The 22515-nt window shown below is 43.6% G+C and carries 27 protein-coding genes; 9 read left to right on the top strand and 18 right to left on the bottom strand.

Annotated features, from left to right (window positions below):
- Window positions 1-136: 136 nt before the first annotated feature.
- Complete coding sequence (locus tag GLV98_RS17145; protein ID WP_337193768.1) at window positions 137-1093, bottom strand: BMP family ABC transporter substrate-binding protein; 957 nt, start codon at window positions 1091-1093, stop codon at window positions 137-139.
- An 87-nt stretch (window positions 1094-1180) separates the two neighbouring features.
- Complete coding sequence (locus GLV98_RS17140) at window positions 1181-1702, bottom strand: hypothetical protein (protein ID WP_160917278.1); 522 nt, start codon at window positions 1700-1702, stop codon at window positions 1181-1183.
- Window positions 1703-1834: 132 nt separating this feature from the next.
- Between GLV98_RS17140 and GLV98_RS17135 the strand changes: the two genes are divergently transcribed.
- Window positions 1835-2011 carry a YjzD family protein gene (locus GLV98_RS17135; RefSeq protein ID WP_237417175.1) on the top strand — a complete coding sequence of 59 codons (177 nt, stop codon included), beginning with the start codon at window positions 1835-1837 and terminating at the stop codon, window positions 2009-2011.
- Between the two features lie 195 nt (window positions 2012-2206).
- Entirely contained in the window at window positions 2207-3025 is an 819-nt protein-coding gene (locus GLV98_RS17130) for an undecaprenyl-diphosphate phosphatase (RefSeq protein WP_160917277.1), read from the top strand.
- Between the two features lie 68 nt (window positions 3026-3093).
- Here GLV98_RS17130 and moaD read toward each other — a convergent pair whose 3' ends face one another.
- The 5 genes from moaD to GLV98_RS17105 form a co-directional block, all read right to left on the bottom strand.
- Window positions 3094-3327, bottom strand: coding sequence for a molybdopterin converting factor subunit 1 (moaD, locus tag GLV98_RS17125; protein WP_089654271.1), 234 nt, complete (start codon window positions 3325-3327; stop codon window positions 3094-3096).
- A complete protein-coding gene (locus GLV98_RS17120; protein ID WP_160917276.1) occupies window positions 3324-3785 on the bottom strand; it encodes a molybdenum cofactor biosynthesis protein MoaE in 462 nt (153 codons plus the stop codon). Before GLV98_RS17120 ends, moaD begins: the two co-directional genes overlap by 4 nt.
- On the bottom strand, window positions 3782-4300 hold the full coding sequence (gene mobB / locus GLV98_RS17115) for a molybdopterin-guanine dinucleotide biosynthesis protein B (RefSeq protein ID WP_160917275.1): 519 nt from the start codon (window positions 4298-4300) through the stop codon (window positions 3782-3784). The genes GLV98_RS17120 and mobB overlap by 4 nt, the downstream gene beginning before the upstream one ends.
- Before the next feature lie 174 nt (window positions 4301-4474).
- Window positions 4475-4759, bottom strand: coding sequence for a metal-sulfur cluster assembly factor (locus GLV98_RS17110; protein WP_089654274.1), 285 nt, complete (start codon window positions 4757-4759; stop codon window positions 4475-4477).
- 104 nt (window positions 4760-4863) lie between these two features.
- Window positions 4864-5628, bottom strand: coding sequence for an alpha/beta fold hydrolase (locus GLV98_RS17105; protein ID WP_160917274.1), 765 nt, complete (start codon window positions 5626-5628; stop codon window positions 4864-4866).
- A 182-nt stretch (window positions 5629-5810) separates the two neighbouring features.
- Here GLV98_RS17105 and GLV98_RS17100 point away from each other — a divergent pair, with 182 nt between their 5' ends.
- The 3 genes from GLV98_RS17100 (at window position 5811) to GLV98_RS17095 (ending at window position 7082) form a co-directional block, all read left to right on the top strand.
- Window positions 5811-6629 (top strand): Cof-type HAD-IIB family hydrolase, encoded by an 819-nt coding sequence (locus GLV98_RS17100; protein ID WP_202410116.1) that lies wholly within the window; start codon window positions 5811-5813, stop codon window positions 6627-6629.
- A 94-nt stretch (window positions 6630-6723) separates the two neighbouring features.
- The gene (locus tag GLV98_RS20055; RefSeq protein ID WP_202410115.1) at window positions 6724-6870 is read left to right on the top strand and encodes a hypothetical protein; all 147 of its coding nucleotides are present in this window, start codon (window positions 6724-6726) and stop codon (window positions 6868-6870) included.
- A gap of 2 nt (window positions 6871-6872) precedes the next feature.
- Window positions 6873-7082, top strand: a complete 210-nt coding sequence (locus tag GLV98_RS17095) for a DUF3813 domain-containing protein (protein WP_160917272.1) — start codon at window positions 6873-6875, stop codon at window positions 7080-7082.
- Between the two features lie 718 nt (window positions 7083-7800).
- Here the strand turns inward: GLV98_RS17095 and GLV98_RS17090 are convergent.
- Window positions 7801-8622, bottom strand: coding sequence for an HAD family hydrolase (locus tag GLV98_RS17090; RefSeq protein ID WP_160917271.1), 822 nt, complete (start codon window positions 8620-8622; stop codon window positions 7801-7803).
- Window positions 8623-8848: 226 nt separating this feature from the next.
- Here GLV98_RS17090 and GLV98_RS17085 point away from each other — a divergent pair, with 226 nt between their 5' ends.
- Window positions 8849-9394 (top strand): DUF6944 family repetitive protein, encoded by a 546-nt coding sequence (locus tag GLV98_RS17085; RefSeq protein WP_160917270.1) that lies wholly within the window; start codon window positions 8849-8851, stop codon window positions 9392-9394.
- A 32-nt stretch (window positions 9395-9426) separates the two neighbouring features.
- On the opposite strand, the gene GLV98_RS17080 is transcribed toward GLV98_RS17085, so the two are convergent.
- Both GLV98_RS17080 and GLV98_RS17075 read right to left on the bottom strand, forming a co-directional pair.
- Window positions 9427-9852 carry a hypothetical protein gene (locus GLV98_RS17080; protein ID WP_160917269.1) on the bottom strand — a complete coding sequence of 142 codons (426 nt, stop codon included), beginning with the start codon at window positions 9850-9852 and terminating at the stop codon, window positions 9427-9429.
- Between the two features lie 17 nt (window positions 9853-9869).
- Window positions 9870-10697, bottom strand: a complete 828-nt coding sequence (locus GLV98_RS17075; protein ID WP_160917268.1) for a DUF2785 domain-containing protein — start codon at window positions 10695-10697, stop codon at window positions 9870-9872.
- A gap of 133 nt (window positions 10698-10830) precedes the next feature.
- Here GLV98_RS17075 and GLV98_RS17070 point away from each other — a divergent pair, with 133 nt between their 5' ends.
- On the top strand, window positions 10831-11094 hold the full coding sequence (locus GLV98_RS17070) for a NifU N-terminal domain-containing protein (RefSeq protein ID WP_089654261.1): 264 nt from the start codon (window positions 10831-10833) through the stop codon (window positions 11092-11094).
- A 28-nt stretch (window positions 11095-11122) separates the two neighbouring features.
- Here GLV98_RS17070 and GLV98_RS17065 read toward each other — a convergent pair whose 3' ends face one another.
- Window positions 11123-12037: a BsuPI-related putative proteinase inhibitor gene (locus GLV98_RS17065; protein ID WP_160917267.1), complete on the bottom strand. Its 915-nt coding sequence runs from the start codon at window positions 12035-12037 to the stop codon at window positions 11123-11125.
- A 63-nt stretch (window positions 12038-12100) separates the two neighbouring features.
- On the bottom strand, window positions 12101-12949 hold the full coding sequence (locus GLV98_RS17060) for a YitT family protein (protein WP_160911968.1): 849 nt from the start codon (window positions 12947-12949) through the stop codon (window positions 12101-12103).
- 181 nt (window positions 12950-13130) lie between these two features.
- Here GLV98_RS17060 and GLV98_RS17055 point away from each other — a divergent pair, with 181 nt between their 5' ends.
- Window positions 13131-13991, top strand: a complete 861-nt coding sequence (locus tag GLV98_RS17055) for a DegV family protein (protein WP_160917266.1) — start codon at window positions 13131-13133, stop codon at window positions 13989-13991.
- A gap of 248 nt (window positions 13992-14239) precedes the next feature.
- The gene (locus tag GLV98_RS17050; protein WP_160917265.1) at window positions 14240-15157 is read left to right on the top strand and encodes a DUF4349 domain-containing protein; all 918 of its coding nucleotides are present in this window, start codon (window positions 14240-14242) and stop codon (window positions 15155-15157) included.
- Window positions 15158-15281: 124 nt separating this feature from the next.
- Here GLV98_RS17050 and GLV98_RS17045 read toward each other — a convergent pair whose 3' ends face one another.
- The 6 genes from GLV98_RS17045 to nagE form a co-directional block, all read right to left on the bottom strand.
- A complete protein-coding gene (locus tag GLV98_RS17045; RefSeq protein WP_160917264.1) occupies window positions 15282-16694 on the bottom strand; it encodes an alpha-amylase family glycosyl hydrolase in 1413 nt (470 codons plus the stop codon).
- A 316-nt stretch (window positions 16695-17010) separates the two neighbouring features.
- Window positions 17011-17724, bottom strand: coding sequence for a sugar isomerase domain-containing protein (locus tag GLV98_RS17040; RefSeq protein ID WP_160917263.1), 714 nt, complete (start codon window positions 17722-17724; stop codon window positions 17011-17013).
- A gap of 10 nt (window positions 17725-17734) precedes the next feature.
- Complete coding sequence (locus tag GLV98_RS17035; protein WP_160917262.1) at window positions 17735-18457, bottom strand: GntR family transcriptional regulator; 723 nt, start codon at window positions 18455-18457, stop codon at window positions 17735-17737.
- 5 nt (window positions 18458-18462) lie between these two features.
- A complete protein-coding gene (gene nagB, locus GLV98_RS17030) occupies window positions 18463-19200 on the bottom strand; it encodes a glucosamine-6-phosphate deaminase (protein WP_160917261.1) in 738 nt (245 codons plus the stop codon).
- On the bottom strand, window positions 19197-20381 hold the full coding sequence (gene nagA / locus GLV98_RS17025; protein WP_160917260.1) for an N-acetylglucosamine-6-phosphate deacetylase: 1185 nt from the start codon (window positions 20379-20381) through the stop codon (window positions 19197-19199). Before nagA ends, nagB begins: the two co-directional genes overlap by 4 nt.
- Window positions 20374-22311, bottom strand: coding sequence for an N-acetylglucosamine-specific PTS transporter subunit IIBC (nagE, locus tag GLV98_RS17020; protein WP_160917259.1), 1938 nt, complete (start codon window positions 22309-22311; stop codon window positions 20374-20376). The genes nagA and nagE overlap by 8 nt, the downstream gene beginning before the upstream one ends.
- Window positions 22312-22515 lie beyond the last annotated feature (204 nt).

Raw genomic sequence — 22515 nt, 5'->3', positions numbered from 1 at the left:
GAAACGTACATGTATTATTATAATTATTGTCGACCATTTAAAAAACTAAACTGCCAAACTCCAATTGAATTCAGAGTAATGGCAGCCTAGGTGTTTTATTGAGTCTTATTTAACTGTGTCACTCCAATCATGTGCTTCAGAGGTCTTTTCCAGGGAGCTCGCCTGTTTCTTTATAATCTTCTACAACTTCTTCCATTTCACCGCGGAAGTTTTCTGGAATACTTGGACTGTATTCCCCCATCTCTATGGCACCTTCCTGAAAATCAAACGTAAGCATTTCACCAGTTAGGTCATCATTCATATAACGCTCCATGGCTAGTTTATATACTTCATCTACCTTTTGGACAGTACTCGTAAGCACCGTATTTTCAGCCACGGAGGATTGGTCCTGTACATAACCGATTGCATAATTCCCGTCTTTTTGCGCCTGTTCAATAACCGCAACATTAAAAACATCTCCCGCTGGATAAAACACATCCACTCCCTCTTCTTTCATCGACTCATAATACATGAGGGCCATCTCTGTATTTTCCCAGCTGTTTGTAAGGGAAATGTCAACTTCGGCGTCAGGATTTTGATAAATGACACCTTCATAAAACCCTTCCACTTCTGGTTGCCATTCAAATACTCCAATGATTCCAACACGATCCGTTTGGGTCATTTCTCCGGCCACCATTCCCGCGAAAAACCCCATGGCTTGAGCATCGAAATTGAGGCTTGTTACATTTTCAGCTGAGAATTGACCATTAAAATAGACAAAATCCATATCAGGATAAACCTTATGCAACTCCCTGAAGTGATTTCCATATAAGCTGCTATGTCCGAAGATAACATCAACGCCTTTGGCTGCAAACTCATCAACCGCTTCGGCTGTATGTGTATATGTGCGTATGCCTTCTTTAAAATAAATGTCTACTCCATATTCCTCCTGGATCGCTTGCAATCCTTTGTACCCTTGCTGCCCCCATGCTTGATCATGGATGGTCGTTTCGACAAGCATCCCGACCTTAATGTCTTCCTTATAATCCGGGAGACCTTGACATGCGACAAGGGAAAATAATAGAGAGAGGATCATGATGGACTGTAATTTCACATTCAAGCACTCCTAAGTACCTACTTATATCCTCTCCCTATTCTACATTTTTTTCATAACAAAAGTAAATGACCAACATGGGAAGCTCTAGATTTTGCGAAGCAGCTGTTCACAGTTCCACAAAGCATCCACTCTTTCTGTGATGGTATCCTTATCTTCAACTCGCTGTTGGATAATAAGGGGTTGGTGATCGAGGAAGTTTCCCATGAATGTTTCCAGGAAATTTCCAATATAGATCGCCTGGTGCTCCATGATCCATTGCACAAGCTCCTCTTTTTCTTGTACCCCTGTCTTTTGGATATCCATCCATTCACCATAAAGGAGAGGCAGTTCGATCCAATCTCTTTCTTCATCTTCTTGCCTGACTAGCAAGCCGCCATCGACCAAGTCCACTTCCCACTCGTCCTTTGATTGTTGAACGTGATTTTCTTTATCACTTCGTTGAAAGAAATGTTGAAAATTACTGTTTCTGCCGACATACATATATAAGAGATCACTCTTGGCATCCACTATGGGGTCAATACCGATCACTTCGATCCCTTCTTGAAGAAGACTTGATGTCAAATGATATCCAATCCAATGAAAGCAAGGGTTAACGGTCACCATCATAGGCTATCCTCCTCTTCCTTGTCTTCCTACATTTTATTCAATGAAAACGCCATTCATGAAGCGATTTCATATTTCCTTTTCCTATACTCTCTGATAAGATAAGAATAGATTGTGTAAAAAATGAGGTGAATAATGATGCGGATGATTTGGACAATCATTTGGGCTTTCCTATTGAGCTTCATGTCCGCTTATGTAGTCAGCAACATGGCTGGGAGCAGTTTCGCTTTCTCTCAAGTCATCATTATGACAATTCTTTTCACATTGGCTGCAGTTGTTCTTGGGGAAGGAATTATCAAAGAAGAAGCATAAGCCACACTCAAGCGTTGCTATCCTTCGGGAGGCAACGCTTTTCATTTGGAAAATGATGAAATCCTCCTCTAGCCATAGGAACAAGCTTCCTTTATAATCGGAGGGTGCGTGAACATAATCACAAATGTTCTATCAACACAAACGTAAAATATAGATATAAATAAGGAATACAGTCGGGCAGGAGGAACAAGCGATATGGAACAGATATGGTTGATTATTAAATATTTATTTTTGGGGATCTTTCAAGGATTTACTGAACCAATTCCAATTTCGTCCAGTGGTCACTTGGTCATAGCACAGGAATTACTAGGGATCGAACTAGAAGGACTTACATTTGAGGTGCTCGTGAACTTTGGGTCTCTCGTAGCGGTTTTAATCATCTACCGGGAAGATCTCATTCGTTTGATTAAAAATGGATTTGGATACTTATTCAACCGCAGCCAACGCGACCATCAGCAGAAAGACGATTTTGATTTTATTATCTATCTGATCATAGGAACGATTCCCGCTGGGGTACTCGGCGTTCTTCTAGGAGATGCTATTGAGGTACTATCTACTGTTCAAACGGTAGGAATTACGTTGATCATTACAGGAATTGCCCTTTGGCTTATTCGTAACCTGAGAGGTCGTAAAGGTGACGGACAATTAACGTGGAAGGATGCCTTAATTGTCGGTATTGGACAAGCAGTCGCTCTCATACCGGGAATCAGCCGCTCAGGAGCCACAATTGTTGCCGCTATGTTTTTAGGAATGAAACAAGAAACGGCTTTGCGTTTCTCGTTCCTATTATTTATCCCTGTCAGTCTCGGGACAATGCTTCTATCCATTGAAGATGTGATTCATCATGCGAGTGCTGAGAATGCCTGGTTCGCATATGTCATGGCCTTTGCGGGATCTGTTGTCGCTTCATATTTCTCATTAAAGTGGTTCATGGGCATCATGGCCCGTGGGAACTTGAAATACTTCGCGTTTTACTGTTTTATCGTCGGTGGACTAGTCGTGCTCTTCTTATAATTAACAAAAGCCAGCACCACCCCTCAAGGGTGGTGCTGGCTTTTTTAAATAGAAATGGCTAGGTAGAGTTACCCACCACTGACCGGGGGAATGAAAGCAATCGTATCTCCTTCTGTGATGGTTGTATCTTCTGGAGCAAATTCTTCATTGACGGCCATCATACAATTGTTCACTTGGTCGAGAGAATATTCAGAGCGCACTTTTTCTTTCACTTCTCCCAACGTCATTCCTGCTGCTGCAAGTCTCACTTCATCGGTTCCAATCGCTTCCTTCAATCCCGCAAAAAATAAGAGTGTATTCATTTGATTTCCTCCTTCAACGGAACTCCCGGGCGGATCTCTTTCTGGTCTCCAATCCACTCTTCACCGTCTTCCCAATGTTCTTTTTTCCAAATGGGGACGATCTCCTTAATTCTTTCTATTGCATAACGGCTGGCTTCATAAGAGTCGTTACGATGGGGAGTGGATACGGCGATGATTACAGCAATATCTGTAACCTCCAGACGTCCGATCCGGTGGCTAATGGCTACTTCGGCGCTCGGCCATTGCTGATCGATTTCCATGGCGATTTGCTCTAGTTTTTTTTCCGCCATCTCTTTATACGTTTCATATTGTAGGAAAAGTGTCCGTTTGCCTTTCGTGAATTCTCTTACTGTTCCAATAAACGTATTCACGGCACCCGCTTCTCTTCTGATTACCCTTTTTGTTACTTCTTCAATCTCTAGAGGTTCTGTTGTAATCCAACAACGTTGTTCCATCATGCCCCCTCCTTCGCTAAACGGTAGACTTCTGGTAAGCGCTTTCTCCACTCTCTAAGTGGTATGGCAGGCAAGGATAATCGATCAACCATGCGCTCATCCCAGCAAATGACTAATTGAATATTCGTCAACTGGTCAAGCATAGGCAAATCATCTTCTCTTTTTATAATGACAGCCTTGGGAAAGTGTTCATGCTTGTATCCTTCCACAGCAATCAGATCAGGAGAAAAATGTTGATAAATGTTCACAAGTTGTGTGAGCGGAAAGTCATCTTCGTGTGATAACTCAAGCTGAAATCTGCGAGGGCTGTCCACTCCTGTTAAAAAAGCGCCCGATTCATGTAGCCGATAGCTGTCTGTATCCAAGTGCATGACCTTCAGCGGTTCCTCGTGACCATGGTGCTTTATGGCGGCTACTTTCTCTCCACGGTCCGTTCCATAGGCAATCAAATCCGAAAGCAATGATGTCTTTCCACTATTCTTGTACCCGACAATCTGAAAAACCGGCGTATTGGCCATTCGTCTTCCCTCCTTGGTAATCACTCGCACACGTTCAATAACAATGGGGCTTGGATGATGTGCACTGGACCGCGAACGGAACAGAAAAGGCAACGCTCTTCGCCGGATCTATCTTCCTTTGTTATGTAAAAACCCCTACCGTCGTTCACACGGCAGGGGCATAGCTTCCATAAATCAATCGGGAATTCCAAGAGCTATCTTCGCATAACGGCTCATACGATCTTTGGTCCATGGTGGATTCCAAACGATGTTGACCTTTATTTCATTCAATTCAGGCAAATCCGCAAGAGATCGTTTGACGTCCTGTTCGATATGACCCGCAAGCGGGCAGCCCATCGCCGTTAGTGTCATCGTTACCGTGGTATCGCCATTGTCATCTATATCGACGCCATACACTAAACCTAAGTTGACGATATCAATGCCGAGCTCAGGGTCAATGACATTCTCAAGGGCACCCATTGCATTTTCTTCAAGTGCAGTTGTACTCACATTAGTTCCCCCTTCACAATTCTTCAAACTCTATTATAAACAAAATTCCAAAGAGAATAAAATATTCCCATCGGTTACAATACTAACTCCAACCAATTGACCATTTCCAGGACAGCAAAACGACTGACTTTGTGATCACGTCCGACCTCTCTAAGAAAACGAATATTCTCCGGGTTCTTATATTGATCGATGGCTTCATTATAAAAATCATAGGAATGCTCAAACGGAACAACTGGATCTGCATCGCCATGCCAGAAAAACAGCGGTCGTCCATAAAGTTTATCCATTTGCCTGGAAAGATCAATACCTTCAAGTGATCTGTATAGTTCATCAAGATCTGCTTCTTTTAGAGGGAGGGAAATCCCGGAGTTCTCTACATCCTGTATGAGTTTTTCAGCAAATTCAACAGGCTTAGGTGACCCCATCATAACAGCAGACGCTTGAATCCAGGGATACATCGTCAATGCAGCACTCGTCGTGATACCGCCCATGGACGTTCCGCCGACACCGATGCGTCGATTTTTAATTAGATCCTGACGATCGAGTTCATCTTTTATATCTTGAAGTTCTTTCAGATTTTGATACACGATATCCCAAAATTTGAAGTTCAGTTCCTGTTTCGGCAGCTCTTCATCACGTTCTCCATGATGAGCGCTATCAGGAAGGATGACCCGGTACCCCTTTTGAGCAAGAAGATAAGCTTGGGGTAAGTTATGTTCTTTTGCGGAGGTAAACCCATGGAAGTAGATGAACACGGGTAAAGGCTGGTCTTGTTTCGTCGAATCGACAACAGTTAGAACGGGTACATTTTTATATGTGTTACGGTAAATCCCAATCATTGTTCCTATTTCCTTTCTGAAAAAACTTTACGTTTTGTTTAAGTTGTGTTTAAAAAAGGTTTATATAATATGTATCGTAACACTGCCATCTTTAATTGGAAAGTGTTAGGTTGTCACATGGGAAATTCTTTACAACCCACTGCTCTCCCCGATAAACTATACATATAAATGAGGTGAAGATTATGGAACGACATCTGATTGCTTTAGATTTAGATGGAACATTGTTAACCGATGAGAAAGTCATCAGTGAAAAAACGAAAGACACGGTCCTCCAAGCAATGAAACAAGGCCATATCGTAGTCATAGCGACAGGAAGACCACACAGGGCGAGTATCGATTATTATCATGAGCTCGGTCTCGATACACCTATGGTCAATTTCAATGGAGCGCTGATCCACCATCCGAAAGACCACCGTTGGGATGCTATTCACTCTCCTTTAGGAATCCGTACAGCTCATAAAATCATTCACACCTGTCAGGAACTAGGTGTAAAAAACATTCTAGCTGAAGTGAAAGATGACGTGTATTTGGATCAATATGATGAGGAAATCATGAGTATTTTCCAAACAAAAAACGATCCCATTACCGTCGGCCGCCTTCAATCGAACTTGAAAGAAGACCCGACATCCATTCTCATCCATCCGGAAGAAGAAAAAATTCAAAGGCTGCGTGATGAACTGGACGATCATGCTTCTCTCATCGATCATCGTAAATGGGGCGCTCCCTGGCATGTCATCGAAATTGTAAGGGCAGGCATGAACAAAGCCGTAGGTCTCGATAAGATCGCCCGATACTTCCACGTTCCTAATGAACGGATTATCGCCTTCGGAGACGAAGACAATGATTTTGAAATGATTGATTATGCGGGTGTGGGCGTAGCCATGGGAAATGCCATTAATGAACTGAAAGATCTTGCCAACCATGTCACTCATACGAATGAAGAGGATGGCATCGGCGCATTCCTTGACGACTATTTGAAAATAAATAAGCGTGCGATATAAGGTACATTTTTCCTCGCGTAAAAAAGGACCCTTCAGCCATACTAAGCTTGAACGTGAAAGCGTTCAGGCTTTTTTATGACAGGAGGGTCTTGTCATGGAGCAGCAAAAGAAAACCAATCGTAAACAGGATCGCTGGACAGAAGTTCGAAAATTCGACGAAAGCGAGATGGAGCCGAAAAGGCTTTCAGAAGCGAATCGTAAAGAAATCGAAGCCGACCAGCATACGGTAGGAGGGTTTTAACCATGGAGAAAAACCTTTTTGAAAACGCGCGCGAAGCGGTCAACCGTTTCACCCAAAAGCGTGGGGGCAAACACGACGCGACTAACCAACATGATATGGAAGCCGCGAAACAAGCGATTCAGTCTGCCTATAGCCAATGTTCTCAAGAGGAGAAACAACAGCTACAGCAGTTTGAACAAGAAGTGGAAGCTCACCACAACAACTTACGATAACCATCGTAGAGGATCAGGCCGTTCCCAAACGGCCTGATCCTTTTTAAATTAAAGCTCCCGATTGTAGAAGACTCAGCTTCGAGATGTTTCCCGGGTTCGTTGCTTGGTTGAGCGTTAGGGTTGGCTGGGGAGCGCTGAGCTTCCTCGGACTGCGTCCTGCGGGATCTTGCTATCTCCTTCTCCCACGGGAGTCTCGCAGCTCCCCCCCATTCGTTGAATGTGAGAACGAACCCCTGCACCAAGTTGGGTTGTCTCCCACTATCCCACTGTTAGAAATATAAAGCTCTTTGTATCAAGCCTTTATGTACTCTGGAGCGGTTTATACGATCCGCTTCTTCAATCATACATACTGATTATTGCGGTAGTGGTTTCGAGAATCTTCCACGGCTAAGGGGCGGAGGGGAATGGCGAGACTCCTGCGGGAAAAGAGTGCTTGGTGAGACCCCGCAAGGCGTTAGCCTGAGGAGGCTCACCGCGCTCCCGCGGAAAGCAAGTCATTCCCCGCAGCCCCATCCACTCATCAAAAGTCTCGAAACTGAGTCTTCCACAATCCTGCCATATTGTTGAAGAACTATGAGTAATAATAGGTGTTTTCATTGGAGTGTGGTTTAGGGAGTTATAAACTTGTCTTTTCGGGTATATAATGAGTACCCCCCTAATGATTTTCTATATACATCGAAGCGCCCGATTGAGTGCACAATCGGGCGCTTCGATGTGTTTATGGACAAATATCTTCTAAACTTTTCACCACTTGGAGATTGGGATAGTCAAACTCCACATCCGCCAGCTGAACAAAAACAGCTTTCATCCCCATATTTAACGCAGGTGCAATTTCATTAAGGAAATTATCACCTATGGACACGACTTCTTCAGGGTTCAGATTGTAACGATCCAATATGGTCTGAAAGTGCTCTTCAGTCTTCTGCGGTTTGAATGCAGATGGAATATGATCATGAAATAATCCAGAGAGATCAATTCTGTTTAACATATTTTCTACATCATAATCCTCACTGTTCGTTAAAAGAACGAGCAACTTATCTTCTTTCCATCTTTCCAGCGCTGCTTTCAGCCCCTTTGTTTTAGACATCAGAAACTCTTCAGTCGCCATAAAGTCTTTTGTTTTCACATAACATTCACGAGCTTCTCCAATTCCAACCCCATAATGCATGGCAACGGCGAAGGGTAACCACCATCCGTCCCCAATCGCTATGTAATGCTCAAAATCGTATTGCAGTGATTGGGGGTACGCTTTTCTTACCGCTTCCCTATCCCACAGGTCTCCATACCAGGACGTCACTTTTTCAACTCTTCCCGTGAATGGGTCCACAGTCACGATCGTGTCGCGCTCCATGTCATACACTTTGCCAATCATAAGTAAATGTTCCCCATTCAATATGGCCTTATAATCTTCATCAAAACTCTGTTGATTTTTTTGACTCACGCGTTCTTTCAAAAGATCCGCATAATACTGGAAATGATCGACATCTTCATACAGCGTCCCATCCAGGTCAAAGATTAAACACTCCGCATTCTCAATCAATATTCTAGCCTCCTTCGAAACTTACAATTGTATTTGGTATGGATATGTTTTACCCTTTCCATGTGTCATAGGGATGAATGGCCCTTAGGGATGCCACCGTCAGGAACTCCCATATCCAGTTCATTTAATTATCCGATAAAGGGGCGTGAGACTACTTCCCCACCCTCATCATTTCCTTATCACCATTCGTCCATTCCGGAGTACCATAAAGAAAGGAGGAATGAATATGGGCAGGCAGAACAACCAAACCCTTATCGGTTCTTGGATCGTTGCGGCGGGGACCGTTGCTTCAGCCGTAAATGCGTCAATTAATGCCAACACAGGTGACGATGATGAAGGTCTTAATCTTATTGGGAATACATTACAGGCAACTGGAAATGGAGTTGTGGCGAATGATTCAGATTCTATCCTCTCTGCGTCAGGTAATATCATTCAGGCAGCAGGAAACTCTACGATCATCTACAGTATTTTAACGGACTTAGAAAAGAGAGACGATCTGAACCTTGTGATAAAAGGGAATCTGCTACAAGCCTTAGGGGGACTTGTTGGATTTTCTGTAACATTCGAAGCGGATCCTTCTTTAACGAACGCCTATAAATTAAATGGGGAATTATTAGAAGTCGTTGGGAATTCTATTCAGGCCCTTGCAGCAGGACGTGAGTTGGAAGGAATAGATGCCGGTCATTTTTCTGCATTAGGAAGCTGGATTCAAGCAATCGGAGCCATTCTTGTGGCCCTTGCCATTACCAAACAAGAACGGAGGAGAGCATAAAATACATAAAGGCCGGGAGTATTCCCGGCCTTCTACTCGAATCTGTAATACGACTTCTTTAATGTGAATGCGTATAGGACATGGCCGATTAGCCAATATAAAATCGCTGTCCCATCCGTGAGAGCTGGAGTTTCTTTAATCGCTAAAATCGTTAGCGGTACATAGGTTGTGGCAGCAAAGGCTGTAAGAAGAATGGCCAGGCCCCATCGATTCCGGTTGGTTTCCTTCAACTTACGCATAAACGCATAACTATAGAGAATACCGATAATCCAGGAAATGATCATGTGAAAAAGCCACTCCATCACAACAGGCCAATCGATGTCCCCAATAACAGGGATAAAGTCTACGTTCATCAATAATGTGTACACTTTCTTTCCTGTTATTTTCTCTACAAACCACATATACAAACCAAGAACAATTCCAGATGTTGTCCCTATATAGATTCCCCATCGAATCATACGCATCCTCCAAGGTTTTAGTAAGCTTCCTGTTTCCTAAGTTCCCTTAATAGCATCTCTAAAACCTGCCTAAGCTCTCGATAATCCCCTTCGAGCATACGAAAGTAAAGAGCTCTCATCAAGTGCTTGCTGTTATTGATGATGATATCCTCATTGGGGTTCTGCCAGCTGTCACGGATATAAAGCAATGTTTCCAGCCACTCGACACGCTCAGCATGGCTGATTTTCCCGAACATTTTCATAACCGCTGTCACCATCCGCTCCTCTTCATCAAACAGGTAGGGATGATCGATCAAGAACTGTCCCCTAATTACAGGAAGCATCTCCAGGATTTCTTCTTTCGTAATTTCATCACAGGCAGCTACACTGTAAATCGCGTCCGCCGCATGTGCCATGGCATGGGCCCATCCTTTATCTTTCACATACCCGCGGTGATCTTTTTCTTGCTGCATATATTTTTTCAGGTGATCCCACACCCGGTGGACTTCTTCTTCTTTCAAAAATGGGGAATGTCTGTGCTTTTCCATAATAGGTGGAATCAGCAGTACAGAAAAACTGCGTTTGAATACAGCATCCTCTTCTTTTTTCGAAGTTCCAATCCGGTAGAATAAATAGTTTTTATTCAACACTGACTGCAGTATATTTTTTAACTGTTCATTTGTATAATGACCTCGTTCAATAAACGTCGTAAATATCGTATGGATCAAATCATCTCTCAATACAGGATGGACAGATCCTATTTTTTGTAGCATCATAGTGGTGAGCTCTTGTAAGTTCTGACCTTCAGGTAGCGTGTAATCATTCTCTTTAATCGGCTGCAATACTTCGATCAATCTTGATTCCATCGCACACACCTCCTAAACATTGCTCTCATTGTACCACAGTTACAGGGCAATCATATATCAAAGAGGTTCATAGTTTTGAAGGTCGTTATTTTTTGATAAAATAAGAAGAGACGTAACAGAGGAGGATACTATTATGGCGATTCAAGTACAGGAAACACCCAATCCTAATGCACGTAAATTCACAACTGAGTCTATGATTTTCCAAGGGGACGGCAGTGTGTCTGTCATGCCTGGTCAAACAAGCGAGCACAAAATCATGAATGACTTGATGGAACTTGATGGCGTTGATAACGTCTTCGGTTTCCAAAACTTCATCACAGTCAATAAGCTCCCTCAGGCTGACTGGGACGAGTTGACTCCTAAGGTGATGAGTACACTAGAAGAATACGGCTATTAAAAAAAATCCGCCATCATGGCGGATTTTTTTATTCTTCCGGCTGGAAGTTTTCTAATGGGATGTAATTCACATTCGTCGGACTTCCATCCTTTGCACTTTCTTCAAACAACGTAAGGGTCAGGGTCCCAAACATCGGCAGATCTTCTTCAGGAATATCAATCTCCAGCTCAAATGTAGACCAGGACGGAGCTCCTTCATCGACCTGGAAAGCTGTGGGTTCTACTTGCACATTATGACCGTCTTCGACACTGTACATGAAACTTCCTTCGAAGACACGGGCCTCTCCCTTAACGACGTACGATCCTTTTTCTCCTGTGACGGTTATGTCACGAAAAGCCTGGCCATCCCCATCATGTTGAGATGTTGGTGCATCTTTTTCAGAATCTTCCTCTGCTGACTCTTCGTCCTTCTCTGTGTTCTCTTCAATCGTAAAGCTTTGCGTCACTTGGAAAGGATTCGCTTCTAAAGGCTGGTCATTGATTGTATTTACAAGAAACGTCATCGTTGCTTCATAAGTTCCAGGTTTTTCAATCCCCGTCCACGTTTCTTTCACATCAAAGACATCCCCTTGCGTCAACTCTTCTGTCGTCAATTCCTGTGTGAACATTTTATCAGCAGAGAAGGTGTACACACTTTCTCCTGCTTCATTCTTCACCTGCACTTCATACTTTTGACTGGAAGTAAATCCAAGTGTGACCGGCTCTTCCCCGGCATTTTCTAAAGAAAAGTTGAAGGTAGCCGTGTCTGTTGTCGTTTCAACCATCGCGTCCATGGCTATTTGTTCAATAAGAGCTTCCACATCCACTTCTGGTTCTTGTTCAGATGGTTGTTCCGTCATCTGATCCTCCTTTTCTTCTCCGCTCGCTTCATTTTCTGTTTCATTTCCACATGCTGCTAACGAAAGCACCATGTATCCTAACAAAATGGCCAAAAACTTTTTCATGACCCCACTCCTCTATTTTTTTCTACTTATTTCATGAGTCGTTTGTTTATGGAAAAAGTTACACTATTGGTCATCTTTTCTAAAGAAACCGAAAATACCTGTCGTTTGCACAATGTTCGTGAAGGCTTGAGGATCCACTTCCTGAATAATATGCTGCAAATCATAGAGTTCATATCTTGTGATGACCATGACGAGCATATTCTTATCCTGTTGAGTGAAAGCTCCTCTCGCCGGCAACGTGGTAATTCCGCGCACCATGTGTCCGTGGATCGCTTTTTCTAAATCGGCTGCTTTCGATGTAATGATCATCGCCGTCAGTTTCTCGTGACGTGTATGAACGGCATCAATGACCCTTGTGGTCACGTACAAAGTCAGCAACGTGTAGAGCGCATTCTCCGGCTTATATAATAAACCGGCAATCGCAATAATTGCACTATTAAGTATAAGAAAATAAATGCCGATTGGGCGGTCTTTCATCCGGGACAGAACCATTGCTACGATATCAAGACCACCTGTGGAAGCACCCCACTTCAAAGTGATTCCAACACCCATCCCGCCGATGACTCCCCCAAATACAGCATTGAGGATGATGTCCTCAGATAATTGCTGGACAGGAATCAATTCAAGAAATAGAGTAGTAAAAGCGACGGATATGGCACTGTATACTGTAAAACCTTTCCCTACTTTCAGCCAACCAAGAATGGCGACCGGGATGTTAAGTAAGAATAGTAGAATACCTGTACTGACCGGTATGCCAGCAAAATCATTCAAAATACTAGTGAGCAACTGGGCAACCCCTGTAAACCCACTCGCATAAACATTGGCTTCAATTAAGAATAAATTCAGCGAAACCGCATTTAACACGGCGCCGAACAGAACAATCAAGATACGTTTTATTTCAACTGTAAACAATAGCGGACCTCCTTGCCTAAATTCATCTATTCATTTTTATCACCGTAGTAGAGTAAAATCAAGATAAATTTGGTAGAATCGTGTAAAGTTTTGTCGGATGGTTTGCAAACAGTATATTTTGACTATCTCGCGGTTTGTGCCTAAACTAAAAGTACATCCTAAAAAATAGAAGGTGACGCGTATGCATGTACAAGTATTGTGTGATTCTGCAAGTGATTTGAACCAAGAAAAGGTCCAGCAACTCTCTCTCCATTCCCTTCCATTAAAAGTCATTATCAAGGAAGAAGAATATGAAGACGGAATCGACATCACTCCAAAAGAAGTCTACGACCGGATGCGAAACGGAGAAGCACCTAAAACAGCCCAAGTCTCCCCCCAAGCTTTTCGAGAAACGTTCACTTCTTTAGCTGAAAAAGAACAACCTTTCATTTATTTTGCTTTCTCTTCCGAACTATCAGGTACATACCAAACGGCAAAAATGATTGAACAAGAAGTAAAAGAAGAGTATAAGAACGCCCAATTCGAAGTAATCGACACAAAAGCTGCTTCCCTTGGCTACGGACTCATTGTTCTACGAGCTGCAGAACTGGCACAGGAGGGCGCCTCGTACGATGAAGTCCTAGAACTTGGACAATACCATGCCACTCATATGGAACACATCTTCACAGTCGATGACCTGGAATACTTACAGCGCGGAGGCCGCGTAAGCCGAACAGCGGCATTTGTAGGCGGATTACTGAAAATTAAGCCCCTCTTGCATATGGAGGAAGGAAAACTCATTCCTCTTGAAAAAATCCGCGGATCAAAAAAAGTATTGAAGCGCATGATCGAAGTCATGGATGAGCGTGGCGCAGACCTTCAAAACCAACGAATGGCCATCAGCCACGGAGACGACCTGGAAAGAGCCGAACAGCTCGCGGAAATGATCAGAGAAACCTATGGAACAAAAGAAATCCATATTGATTATGTGGGAGCAACTATTGGAGCCCACGCCGGCCCAGGCACCATTGCCCTCTTTTTCTTGAATGACACTTATAAATAAACATTCCCAAATACATGTAACCCTACTCCCTTAATTACGACTAATGAGTTAAGTGCGGAAGTGTCCTGGTAGACACGACAAGCATAAGTCAGGCCACGCCGTGGTTTTTTGCCACAGAGTGGAATGACTTATGTCTCGAGTGTCTGGACACTGAAGCCGGATAACTAAAGGCGAAGGGAGGTTGGGGATGCTCTTTCGATTGAGCATCCCCCCTCTTGCCTTGCTAAGTCTAATTTAGGGGGTCTTTTATGTACAGAAAAAGAATAACGGTCTTACTTATTTTCACCCTCATCACGCTGCTTGCCGCATGCAGCGGAGAAGACAGCAGCGAAGAAATCACAACGGAAGAATCCACAAGTGAAAGTAATACTGACAGTGTCAATGACTCGATGAACAAAGAGTCAGAGGATGCATCGAAAAGCGGCCTATCGGAAGCAGCAGAAAATGAAACGGAGCAGACGCAAGCGCAGAAAGAAAGAATGATGATCTACGAAGCACACATCGACCTTGAAACCAAAGATTTTGACAAATTCCAACGAAACCTCCAATCACATATGAATGAACATGAAGCCTATATGGTGGAAACCAATGTTCAAAGGACCGAACGCGGAAACAGGCAGGGTCATATTCGGATTCGCGTCCCTCAACCAAATTTCGAGAGTTTATTAAGTGGTTTTGAGACGATATCAGACCAAATTAAGTCCAGAAATATCAATAGTAGAGACGTGACGAAGAATTACGTGGACCTTGAATCCAGGTTAAAAGCAAAAGAAGAAATTGAAGCAAGACTTTTGAGTTTTTTGGAAGAAGCCAGCGCCACGGAAGACTTAGTGAAAATATCCCAGGATCTTGAACGCGTACAAGCAGACATCGAATCCCTTAAAGGCGAGATGAATTACTTAGAAAATCAAAGTGACTTTTCCACCATCACCATTTCCTTTACTGAAACCAAAGTGCTCGTTGGTGGAGTCGACCAACAAGACTTGAATACATGGGAACGAACAAAACAAGCCTTTTTCAACAGTATCAACGGATTAGCAAATGTCGCTTCCTGGTTGTTTGTAGCAGCAGTCGGTTACTCACCAGTCCTTGTACCGGTGCTAATCGTTATCGCCCTATGGATCTGGCGTCGTAAGAAAAGAAAGAGCCGGTCTGATGAAGAATAAATGCTTTTCACATGTTTTCTGCTTAGAGTTATAGGCATGAGGGCGTTGAGTGGAACATATGGAACATTCTCCAGAAAGCACTATTAAAAAGAAAACAGGCCTAAAAAGGGCCCTGTTTTTTCGTTTATCCTTTATCCGCTTTACGATTCTTTAAGCTGATTGCCGTGACGGCAATGACAAACAAAGAGAGTACTCCACCCACGAATCCTATGAACAACCAATTGTAGCCGCTATTAGGCTCAACAATGAAGACATCAGCTGTTTCACGTTCCATACCAAGGCGGTAGGAGCCGTCGCTTTGCTGGCGGACAAGACCATCGTGAAGCAAGCCTCTCAACTGGTGGTCATCTTCCAGTTCTTCCAAGGTCATTGTACGGGTCTCTTCCGCATTATTAATGGCAACAATCATTTCATTATCCTCATACGTGCGTTTGAAAACGGCAAGCCCATCCTCATTGTATAGTTCGCGATAATCCCCTCTTGTGAGAGCTGGAAACTGCTCTCTCATCGAAGTCAGTTTTTCTATCCGTTTTTTCAGCTTTTCATCCCCGGCCTTAAAATTCATCATCGGGAGATTTTGCGGATTTCCTCCATCATCCAATGGGGTTTCTGTTCCGTAGTAAACGACTGGAACGCCCGGCGCCGTAAATAAATGCGTTAAAGCCATCTGCCACCTTGTGATAGGATTTTGTCCTTCTACGACAGCTTCATGTGTAAAACGAGAAACATCGTAAAAGTCGAGATGGTGGGGCTGAGTAAGATCCTCTTCAGTTAATAGATCGGTTAAAGGGTTGCCCGCTTGCCTAAAAGCTTCCCTTGCCTCTTTTCTGAACGGGTGATCTTCCTTTATCGATGAAGTGTACATGATTCGTGGATCTTCCTGCAAGGAGGTTTCACTTAAATCCGCCCCATTCGTAATGACCCTGAAACCATCCACCTCTGTTTTTTCTTTCCAGAAATCCATCGTTTCTTTGTAATAAGTGCTTACAGCTTCCTGATTCACATCAACCTCGACCAATTGATTAAACCAAGGGTGTTCGCTGGCTACTTCTTCTCCAGTCAGCCATTCGGACCTATCACCATCTTCCACCCACGGATGGCTTTGTGATACAAAACCAATTGGAAGATCAAAAATCACTTTTATATCACGGGCATGGGCTTCTTCCACCACTTGTCTCGCTTCTTCCATTGTACCGAAATGTTCTTCAACATTACGGAAGTCCGAAACATGGAAACCGTGGTAGCTATCTCCTTCATTCTGCATGATCGGGGAGAGTTGAATTGTAGTAAAACCCAATTCTTTTATGTAATCTAATTGATCGACTATCCCTGATAAATCACCGCCATGATAAGCGTTGGGATCTTCCAAATCTACTCCCTCATTGTTGTTCATGTCTCCGTTCATAAATCGATCGACAACAATATAATAAACGCTTTCATCCTGCCATTGTCTCTCTCCGTTTTCTGCAGCCTCTGCACCCATAGGCAACCCTAGCAAAAACGGGAGGCAGGCCAACAGCATTCGTGTTCTTTTCATCTTCTGTGTCCCCCTTACAGATGTCATACCTCATTCTAGAGTAGCCTTTCCCCCCTTCCCCCGTCAATCTCCTGCTCGATTCTCCATGAAATTGACACAGGTCTCCCTCTCTCCATTAAAAAACAGACCTACGGAAGGTCTGTTTAACAGATTGGTATTCCAATTTAAGCTTTCTATTCTTTATGACTCCGTTTCGAGATGTTTTCGGGGTTCGTTGCTTTGTTTAGCGTCAGGGGTGCTCGGAGAGAAACGGACCCCTATCTAAAAAGTAGATGTCTTCCACTACCTGTGTGTTGTAAGTAAAAACAATAATTTTTTAGAAAGTGATACGTTTGTAGGCTTGCATCATGTTTAGGTTATGTTGGTCAGAGCCGTCGACATTTCCACTTTTGAAAACAGGGGGCGTTTCTCCGCCTCTTTCGATTCTTTCAATCGTTCTTGTCATGAGTTCGTGTAAAATTCCCGCTCCTACCACAGAAGAAACGGGTGAATAAGATCGATTCCCCTTTTGCATGATCGCATCCCCTACAGGAACTTCCATGTCGATGACATCATCTACGATATCCTCAAGCCTCTGATCGCTGCTGTGACGCGAATGTTGACTTCCTTTATAGGCAAGAGAGGTCAAACCTACGGTGTACAAACCTTTCTCCTTACAATAAATGGCTGTTTCTATAGGAGCTGGATTTCGACCGGAAGTAGAAATAATCAGGACGGCATCTTTTTTCTGCAAGTCTTCCGATTCTAAATATTTTTGAACCACTCCAGATTGGCGTTCATTTTCACTAGCCTGCCGTGCTCCTCGATGCAGCATCAATTCTTCGATCCATATTGGCTGCACAGGTACAAGTCCTCCCGCCCGATAATAAATGTCCTGAGCAAGTAAACTGGAGTGGCCACAACCAAATGTATGGATAACTCCTCCCGCTTCAATGATCCGGAAGAGGTTTTCACTAACGAGCTCGAATTTATGGGCCTGGGAAGATTCAACATCCAACAATTTCTGGGAAACTTTTGTTAAATAGCTCATTTCGAACCCCTTATCGATCAATGTCCGTGATGAACTTATAACGATCGGCACGGTAGGTAGATTTAACAACCTCAAAAGGAACACTGTGAGCAAGAAAGCTTTTCCTTTCAATATGAAGCACCGGGGAATGAGGAGAAATGTTCAAATATTCGGCTTCCTTCTCATCTGCTGCACGTGCCTCGATAATCTGGCGTGCTTGACTGATTGCCTTGCCTAAATCGTGCTCTACATAGTTATAAATCGAACCATGTACAATATCTTCAGTTAAATGCGGCAGCAATTCCAGAGGCATGAACGTGGTTTCAATCGCCATTGGTTTATCGTCGGCAATCCTTATTCGCTGGATACAGTACACTTCATCCTGTTCACCCAGATTCAGTTTTTCACGGATATCCCTTGGTGCTTCAATGACATCAAAGGCCAGCAGTTGACTGCTCGATGTCATTCCTCTCTGCTTCATGTCTTCCGTGAAGCTCGTCAAACCCTTAAGCGGTTGTTCGATTTTCTTTTCTGCCACATACGTCCCTTTTCCTTTTTCGCGATAAAGGATACCAGCGTTCACTAAATTCGTCACGGCCTGCCTTACGGTCATGCGACTGACTTCAAAACGTTCAGAAAGCTCACGCTCGGACGGAATCATTTTACCAACTTCAAACTCTTTTTCTTCGATTTTTTGTTTTAGGTACTCTTCAATTTGATAATACAAAGGTAACGGAACGTTTTTCTTTATCAAAGAGTTCATCCTTTCTGTTGGACTTTCTTATAAGCATCCTCATCAACGATTAAAGTAAGATCATCATGGTTTTTCAGTGAAGAAGCAGGGAACTGTTCATCTGGCTCACCATGAATCAATTCATGAATGGCGTCAGCTTTTCGTTCACCGGAAGCCAGAAGAATGATTGTTTGACTTTTCAATATGGAACGGATGCCCATCGTAATCGCCTTTGTCGGTACATCTTCCTTAGATTCAAAGAATCGGGCATTGGCTTCTCTCGTTGAATCTGTCAGGTTCACAATGTGGGTCTCACTATCAAATGAAGTGCCTGGTTCATTGAAACCAATGTGGCCATTTTCTCCAATTCCAAGAAGTTGCAAGTCAGGTGGACCAATCGTGTCAATCACTTCTTCATAACGTCTGCATTCTTGTTCCAATCCCTCTGCTTTTCCATATGGGATGTACGTGTTCTTTGCATCAATGTTGATAAATTGGAAAAAGTTTTGATCCATAAAATAACGATAGCTCTGATGATGCTCCGGATTCAGACCAACGTATTCATCTAAGTTGATTGTAGATAGAAGACGATAATCCCCGCGCCCCTGTTTATAACTATTGATTAATTCTTTGTAAGTGCCAAGAGGGGTTCCACCTGTAGCTAAACCTAGCACAGCATCCGGCTTCTTGGTGATTTGGTCTTCAATCATTTGAGAAGCTGTTTGGCTCAGTTGCTTATAATCCCTTGCAACGATGATGTTCATGATGCTCCCCCTTTACCATTATAACTGATGACTCCACGGCAAATCGTTGTAACCACATAACCATTTTCATCCAAAAGAACGAGATCAGCGTCTTTCCCTTTAGCAATGTCCCCTTTACGATCATAAACCCCGAGTTCACGGGCTGCATTGGTGGAAGTCATTTTAACCAATTCATTGAGGTCAACCCTGGCAAAAGTGCGCATTTTTCGCGCTGCCTCATCCAGCGTTAATATACTGCCCGCAAGCGTGCCGTCAGAGAGACGTGCTTCTCCATGATTCACGGTCACATTTTGCCCGGCAAGATCATAGTTGCCCGCAGGAAGGCACTTAGCCCTCATCGCATCGGTAATTAGGATTGTCCGGTCACTTCCAAGAACCTGATAGGCTAATCGGACCGCTTCCGGGTGGATGTGAATGTGATCGACAATCATCTCCACGAGAAGCTCCGGGTTCGTAAAAGCAGCTCCAACCAAGCCCGGTTCCCTGTGGTGCAGTCCACTCATCTGATTGTATAAATGGGTGACATGGCTCGCCCCTTTTTCCACCGCATCATTGGCTTGGGCTAAAGTGGCTTCGCTATGTCCTAATGAACAGATGACACCTTTTCTCCTAAGCTCTTCAATAAAAGGAAGTGCCCCTTCCAGTTCCGGAGCCAAGGTTATGAGTTTAATCTGTTGTTGACTTGCGTTTTGCCATTGTTCAAAAATTTCGAGGGATGGTGCAATAATATGCTCCAAAGGCTGAGCCCCAGCTTTGGAAGGGGAAATAAAGGGGCCCTCAAGGTGAATGCCAAGAACTTCTGCTTGTCCAGCTCTTTGCTGTTGATCCATATACGTCCCTGCATTTGTGACGGCTTGAGAAATCCTCTCTCTTGATTGGGTCATGGTTGTGGCGAGAAAACTCGTAGTCCCCTCTTTTGGGAGCTGAACCGCCACCCCTTGGAGAGCTTCCATCGTAGCGTCCATGACGTCATGACCATTTGCTCCATGGATGTGTACGTCAATGAAGCCCGGAAGGAGTGTTAGGTTTCTACCTTTCCCATCAATGACAAAAGCCTCATCCTTGAACACGGACCCTTCATGAATTTCTTCTATCTTTCCATCGCGGACCATTACAGAACCAGAGGGGATCGTCCTGTTTTCCGTCACAACAGTTACGTTCGTAATCACCAGATCACTCATTTCCTTTGCCTCCTTCCGCTACTTTTACTACCCCTTCTTGACCTTTTTCCTGGTATCCTTCTTTCAAAAGCTCCACAGTTGCTCCTTCCGCATTCGTGAAGATGAACGGTGTCACTACAGAAGGCGCATTCGCTTTGACAAAATCAAGATCCACACGCAGCAATGGCGTTCCCTGTTCCACTTTTTGTCCAGACTCAACAAGAGATTCAAACCCATCACCATTCAGCTTAACTGTATCCAAGCCAACGTGAATCAACATTTCCAATCCATTTTCAAGCTCAAGACCGATGGCATGCTTCGTAGGGAAAACTTGAAGGACCTTCCCATTAACAGGCGAATGGAAAGTTTCTTCAGACGGATCAATGGCAAAGCCTGGTCCCATCATCCCTTGGGCAAAAACTTCATCTGGTACTTCAGAGAGAGGAAGCACTTTTCCATTCAACGGCATTTGAAAATCTTCTTCTTTTACTTCTCTTGATGGAACCTTTTCTGCTCCTTGCTTCTCAGGTGGTACTTTTTCATTCTGTGTACCTTCAGAAACGTGAGATCCATGTTCCATTTGTTTTTTCATCGCATCAGCCACAAACTCGACAGAAGTACCTACAATCACTTGAAGGTTTCTTTTTCCGAGTTTCATCACTCCACGTGCACCTTGACGCTTCAATTCCTTCTCATTGACTTTCTCACGATCTTTCATTTCAAGACGGAGACGAGTGGTACAATAATCCAAGGTTTCGATGTTTTCAGGACCACCTAACGCATGTAGATAATGGGAGGCTTTCCCATCATAATCACTGCTTTCTGTTTCAGTGGATCCATCTTCAACATCCTCGTCTTCTCTCCCTGGTGTTTTCAAATCCAGTTTGACAATAAGGAAATAGAAAATCAGGAAGTAGATGGCTCCCATAAACAATCCGATTAAAATCAGAGTAAACGGATTCTGTGCAATGTTGTAGTTCAGTAAATAGTCGATTAATCCTGCTGAAAAACCGAAACCATGTCTGACATCAAATACAAAAGCGAGAATCATCGACACACCGGTCAGCAAGGAGTGAACGACATATAGAAGTGGAGAAAGGAACATGAAAGAAAATTCAATTGGCTCTGTGACCCCTGTAATAAAAGAGGTCAAACCAATACTCAAAAACATTCCTCCAACCGCTGCTTTCCTTTCCTTTTTTGCTGCCGCATACATAGCGAGACATGCAGCCGGGAGACCGAACATCATGACAGGGAAAAAACCAGCCAGGAAATAACCTGCGGAAGGATCGCCATTTAAGAAACGATTGATTTCTCCACGCACAACCTCTCCAGCCTCTGTGGTGAACGTCCCGAAGTCAAACCAGATCAACGCATTCATCACGTGGTGTAAACCGACCGGAATAAGGAGACGGTTCAGCACGCCATAGACACCTACCCCAAGTTCTCCCCCGTTCAAAATCCAGTTAGCCGTAGAATCAAGAATTGCTTGTGGGTACACCCATACATATCCGAAAACAAAGGAAAGCACTACCATAACCGCTGACGTGATGATTGGAACAAAGCGTTTACCTCCGAAGAAAGATAGGAAGTCCGGGAACTTCACATCATTGTACTTGTTGTAAAGCATTCCGGCGATCACACCCGCAATCACACCGGCAAAAACCCCCATATCTACGTCCTTATTTATAGCCTCTATACCACCATCCAGGACCAAATAACCAATAGCACCTGCTAAAGCAGCCGCCCCATTTCCATCTTTCGCAAATCCCATCGCGATACCGATGGCAAATATAAGTGCCAAATTCCCGAGAATTCCGTTACCTGCTGCTGTAATAAAAGGAATATTCAACATATCTTCCATCCCTAATCGCACAAGCAAAGCCGCAGCCGGCAAAGTAGCGATCGGGAACATTAATGATTTACCTATTCGTTGTAAAAAACTTAGCATTATCGCTAACCTCCTTCAAATTGAAAACGTTTTACTGAAGTCATCTTACCACCATGAATTATAGTTGTCTATACCAGTAAATGATGTTTGAATATTCTACAAAATTACAACGGAAATATTCTTCCTATCTACATTTTCTACACATTCCTATGTTTTAACCTTATTAAAGAATATGACAGGATTCTTGAAGACTCAGTTTCGAGT

The sequence above is a fragment of the Halobacillus litoralis genome (genome assembly GCF_009856415.1).
Taxonomy (GTDB): Bacteria; Bacillota; Bacilli; order Bacillales; family Halobacillaceae; genus Halobacillus; species Halobacillus litoralis_C.
The sequence above is the reverse complement of the archived record's forward strand: the minus strand, read 5'-3'. Positions and strand labels throughout refer to the sequence as shown.

Bases quoted from the DNA above. Each gene is read 5' to 3' on its own strand.
- GLV98_RS17140 (WP_160917278.1), bottom strand. From the start codon at position 1,702: ATGATGGTGACCGTTAACCCTTGCTTTCATTGGATTGGATATCATTTG.
- GLV98_RS17135 (WP_237417175.1), top strand. From the start codon at position 1,835: ATGATGCGGATGATTTGGACAATCATTTGGGCTTTCCTATTGAGCTTC.
- GLV98_RS17130 (WP_160917277.1), top strand. From the start codon at position 2,207: ATGGAACAGATATGGTTGATTATTAAATATTTATTTTTGGGGATCTTT.
- moaD (WP_089654271.1), bottom strand. From the start codon at position 3,327: ATGAATACACTCTTATTTTTTGCGGGATTGAAGGAAGCGATTGGAACC.
- GLV98_RS17120 (WP_160917276.1), bottom strand. From the start codon at position 3,785: ATGATGGAACAACGTTGTTGGATTACAACAGAACCTCTAGAGATTGAA.
- mobB (WP_160917275.1), bottom strand. From the start codon at position 4,300: ATGGCCAATACGCCGGTTTTTCAGATTGTCGGGTACAAGAATAGTGGA.
- GLV98_RS17110 (WP_089654274.1), bottom strand. From the start codon at position 4,759: ATGGGTGCCCTTGAGAATGTCATTGACCCTGAGCTCGGCATTGATATC.
- GLV98_RS17105 (WP_160917274.1), bottom strand. From the start codon at position 5,628: ATGATTGGGATTTACCGTAACACATATAAAAATGTACCCGTTCTAACT.
- GLV98_RS17100 (WP_202410116.1), top strand. From the start codon at position 5,811: ATGGAACGACATCTGATTGCTTTAGATTTAGATGGAACATTGTTAACC.
- GLV98_RS20055 (WP_202410115.1), top strand. From the start codon at position 6,724: ATGGAGCAGCAAAAGAAAACCAATCGTAAACAGGATCGCTGGACAGAA.
- GLV98_RS17095 (WP_160917272.1), top strand. From the start codon at position 6,873: ATGGAGAAAAACCTTTTTGAAAACGCGCGCGAAGCGGTCAACCGTTTC.
- GLV98_RS17085 (WP_160917270.1), top strand. From the start codon at position 8,849: ATGGGCAGGCAGAACAACCAAACCCTTATCGGTTCTTGGATCGTTGCG.
- GLV98_RS17080 (WP_160917269.1), bottom strand. From the start codon at position 9,852: ATGATTCGATGGGGAATCTATATAGGGACAACATCTGGAATTGTTCTT.
- GLV98_RS17075 (WP_160917268.1), bottom strand. From the start codon at position 10,697: ATGGAATCAAGATTGATCGAAGTATTGCAGCCGATTAAAGAGAATGAT.
- GLV98_RS17070 (WP_089654261.1), top strand. From the start codon at position 10,831: ATGGCGATTCAAGTACAGGAAACACCCAATCCTAATGCACGTAAATTC.
- GLV98_RS17065 (WP_160917267.1), bottom strand. From the start codon at position 12,037: ATGAAAAAGTTTTTGGCCATTTTGTTAGGATACATGGTGCTTTCGTTA.
- GLV98_RS17055 (WP_160917266.1), top strand. From the start codon at position 13,131: ATGCATGTACAAGTATTGTGTGATTCTGCAAGTGATTTGAACCAAGAA.
- GLV98_RS17050 (WP_160917265.1), top strand. From the start codon at position 14,240: ATGTACAGAAAAAGAATAACGGTCTTACTTATTTTCACCCTCATCACG.
- GLV98_RS17045 (WP_160917264.1), bottom strand. From the start codon at position 16,694: ATGAAAAGAACACGAATGCTGTTGGCCTGCCTCCCGTTTTTGCTAGGG.
- GLV98_RS17040 (WP_160917263.1), bottom strand. From the start codon at position 17,724: ATGAGCTATTTAACAAAAGTTTCCCAGAAATTGTTGGATGTTGAATCT.
- nagB (WP_160917261.1), bottom strand. From the start codon at position 19,200: ATGAACATCATCGTTGCAAGGGATTATAAGCAACTGAGCCAAACAGCT.
- nagA (WP_160917260.1), bottom strand. From the start codon at position 20,381: ATGAGTGATCTGGTGATTACGAACGTAACTGTTGTGACGGAAAACAGG.
- nagE (WP_160917259.1), bottom strand. From the start codon at position 22,311: ATGCTAAGTTTTTTACAACGAATAGGTAAATCATTAATGTTCCCGATC.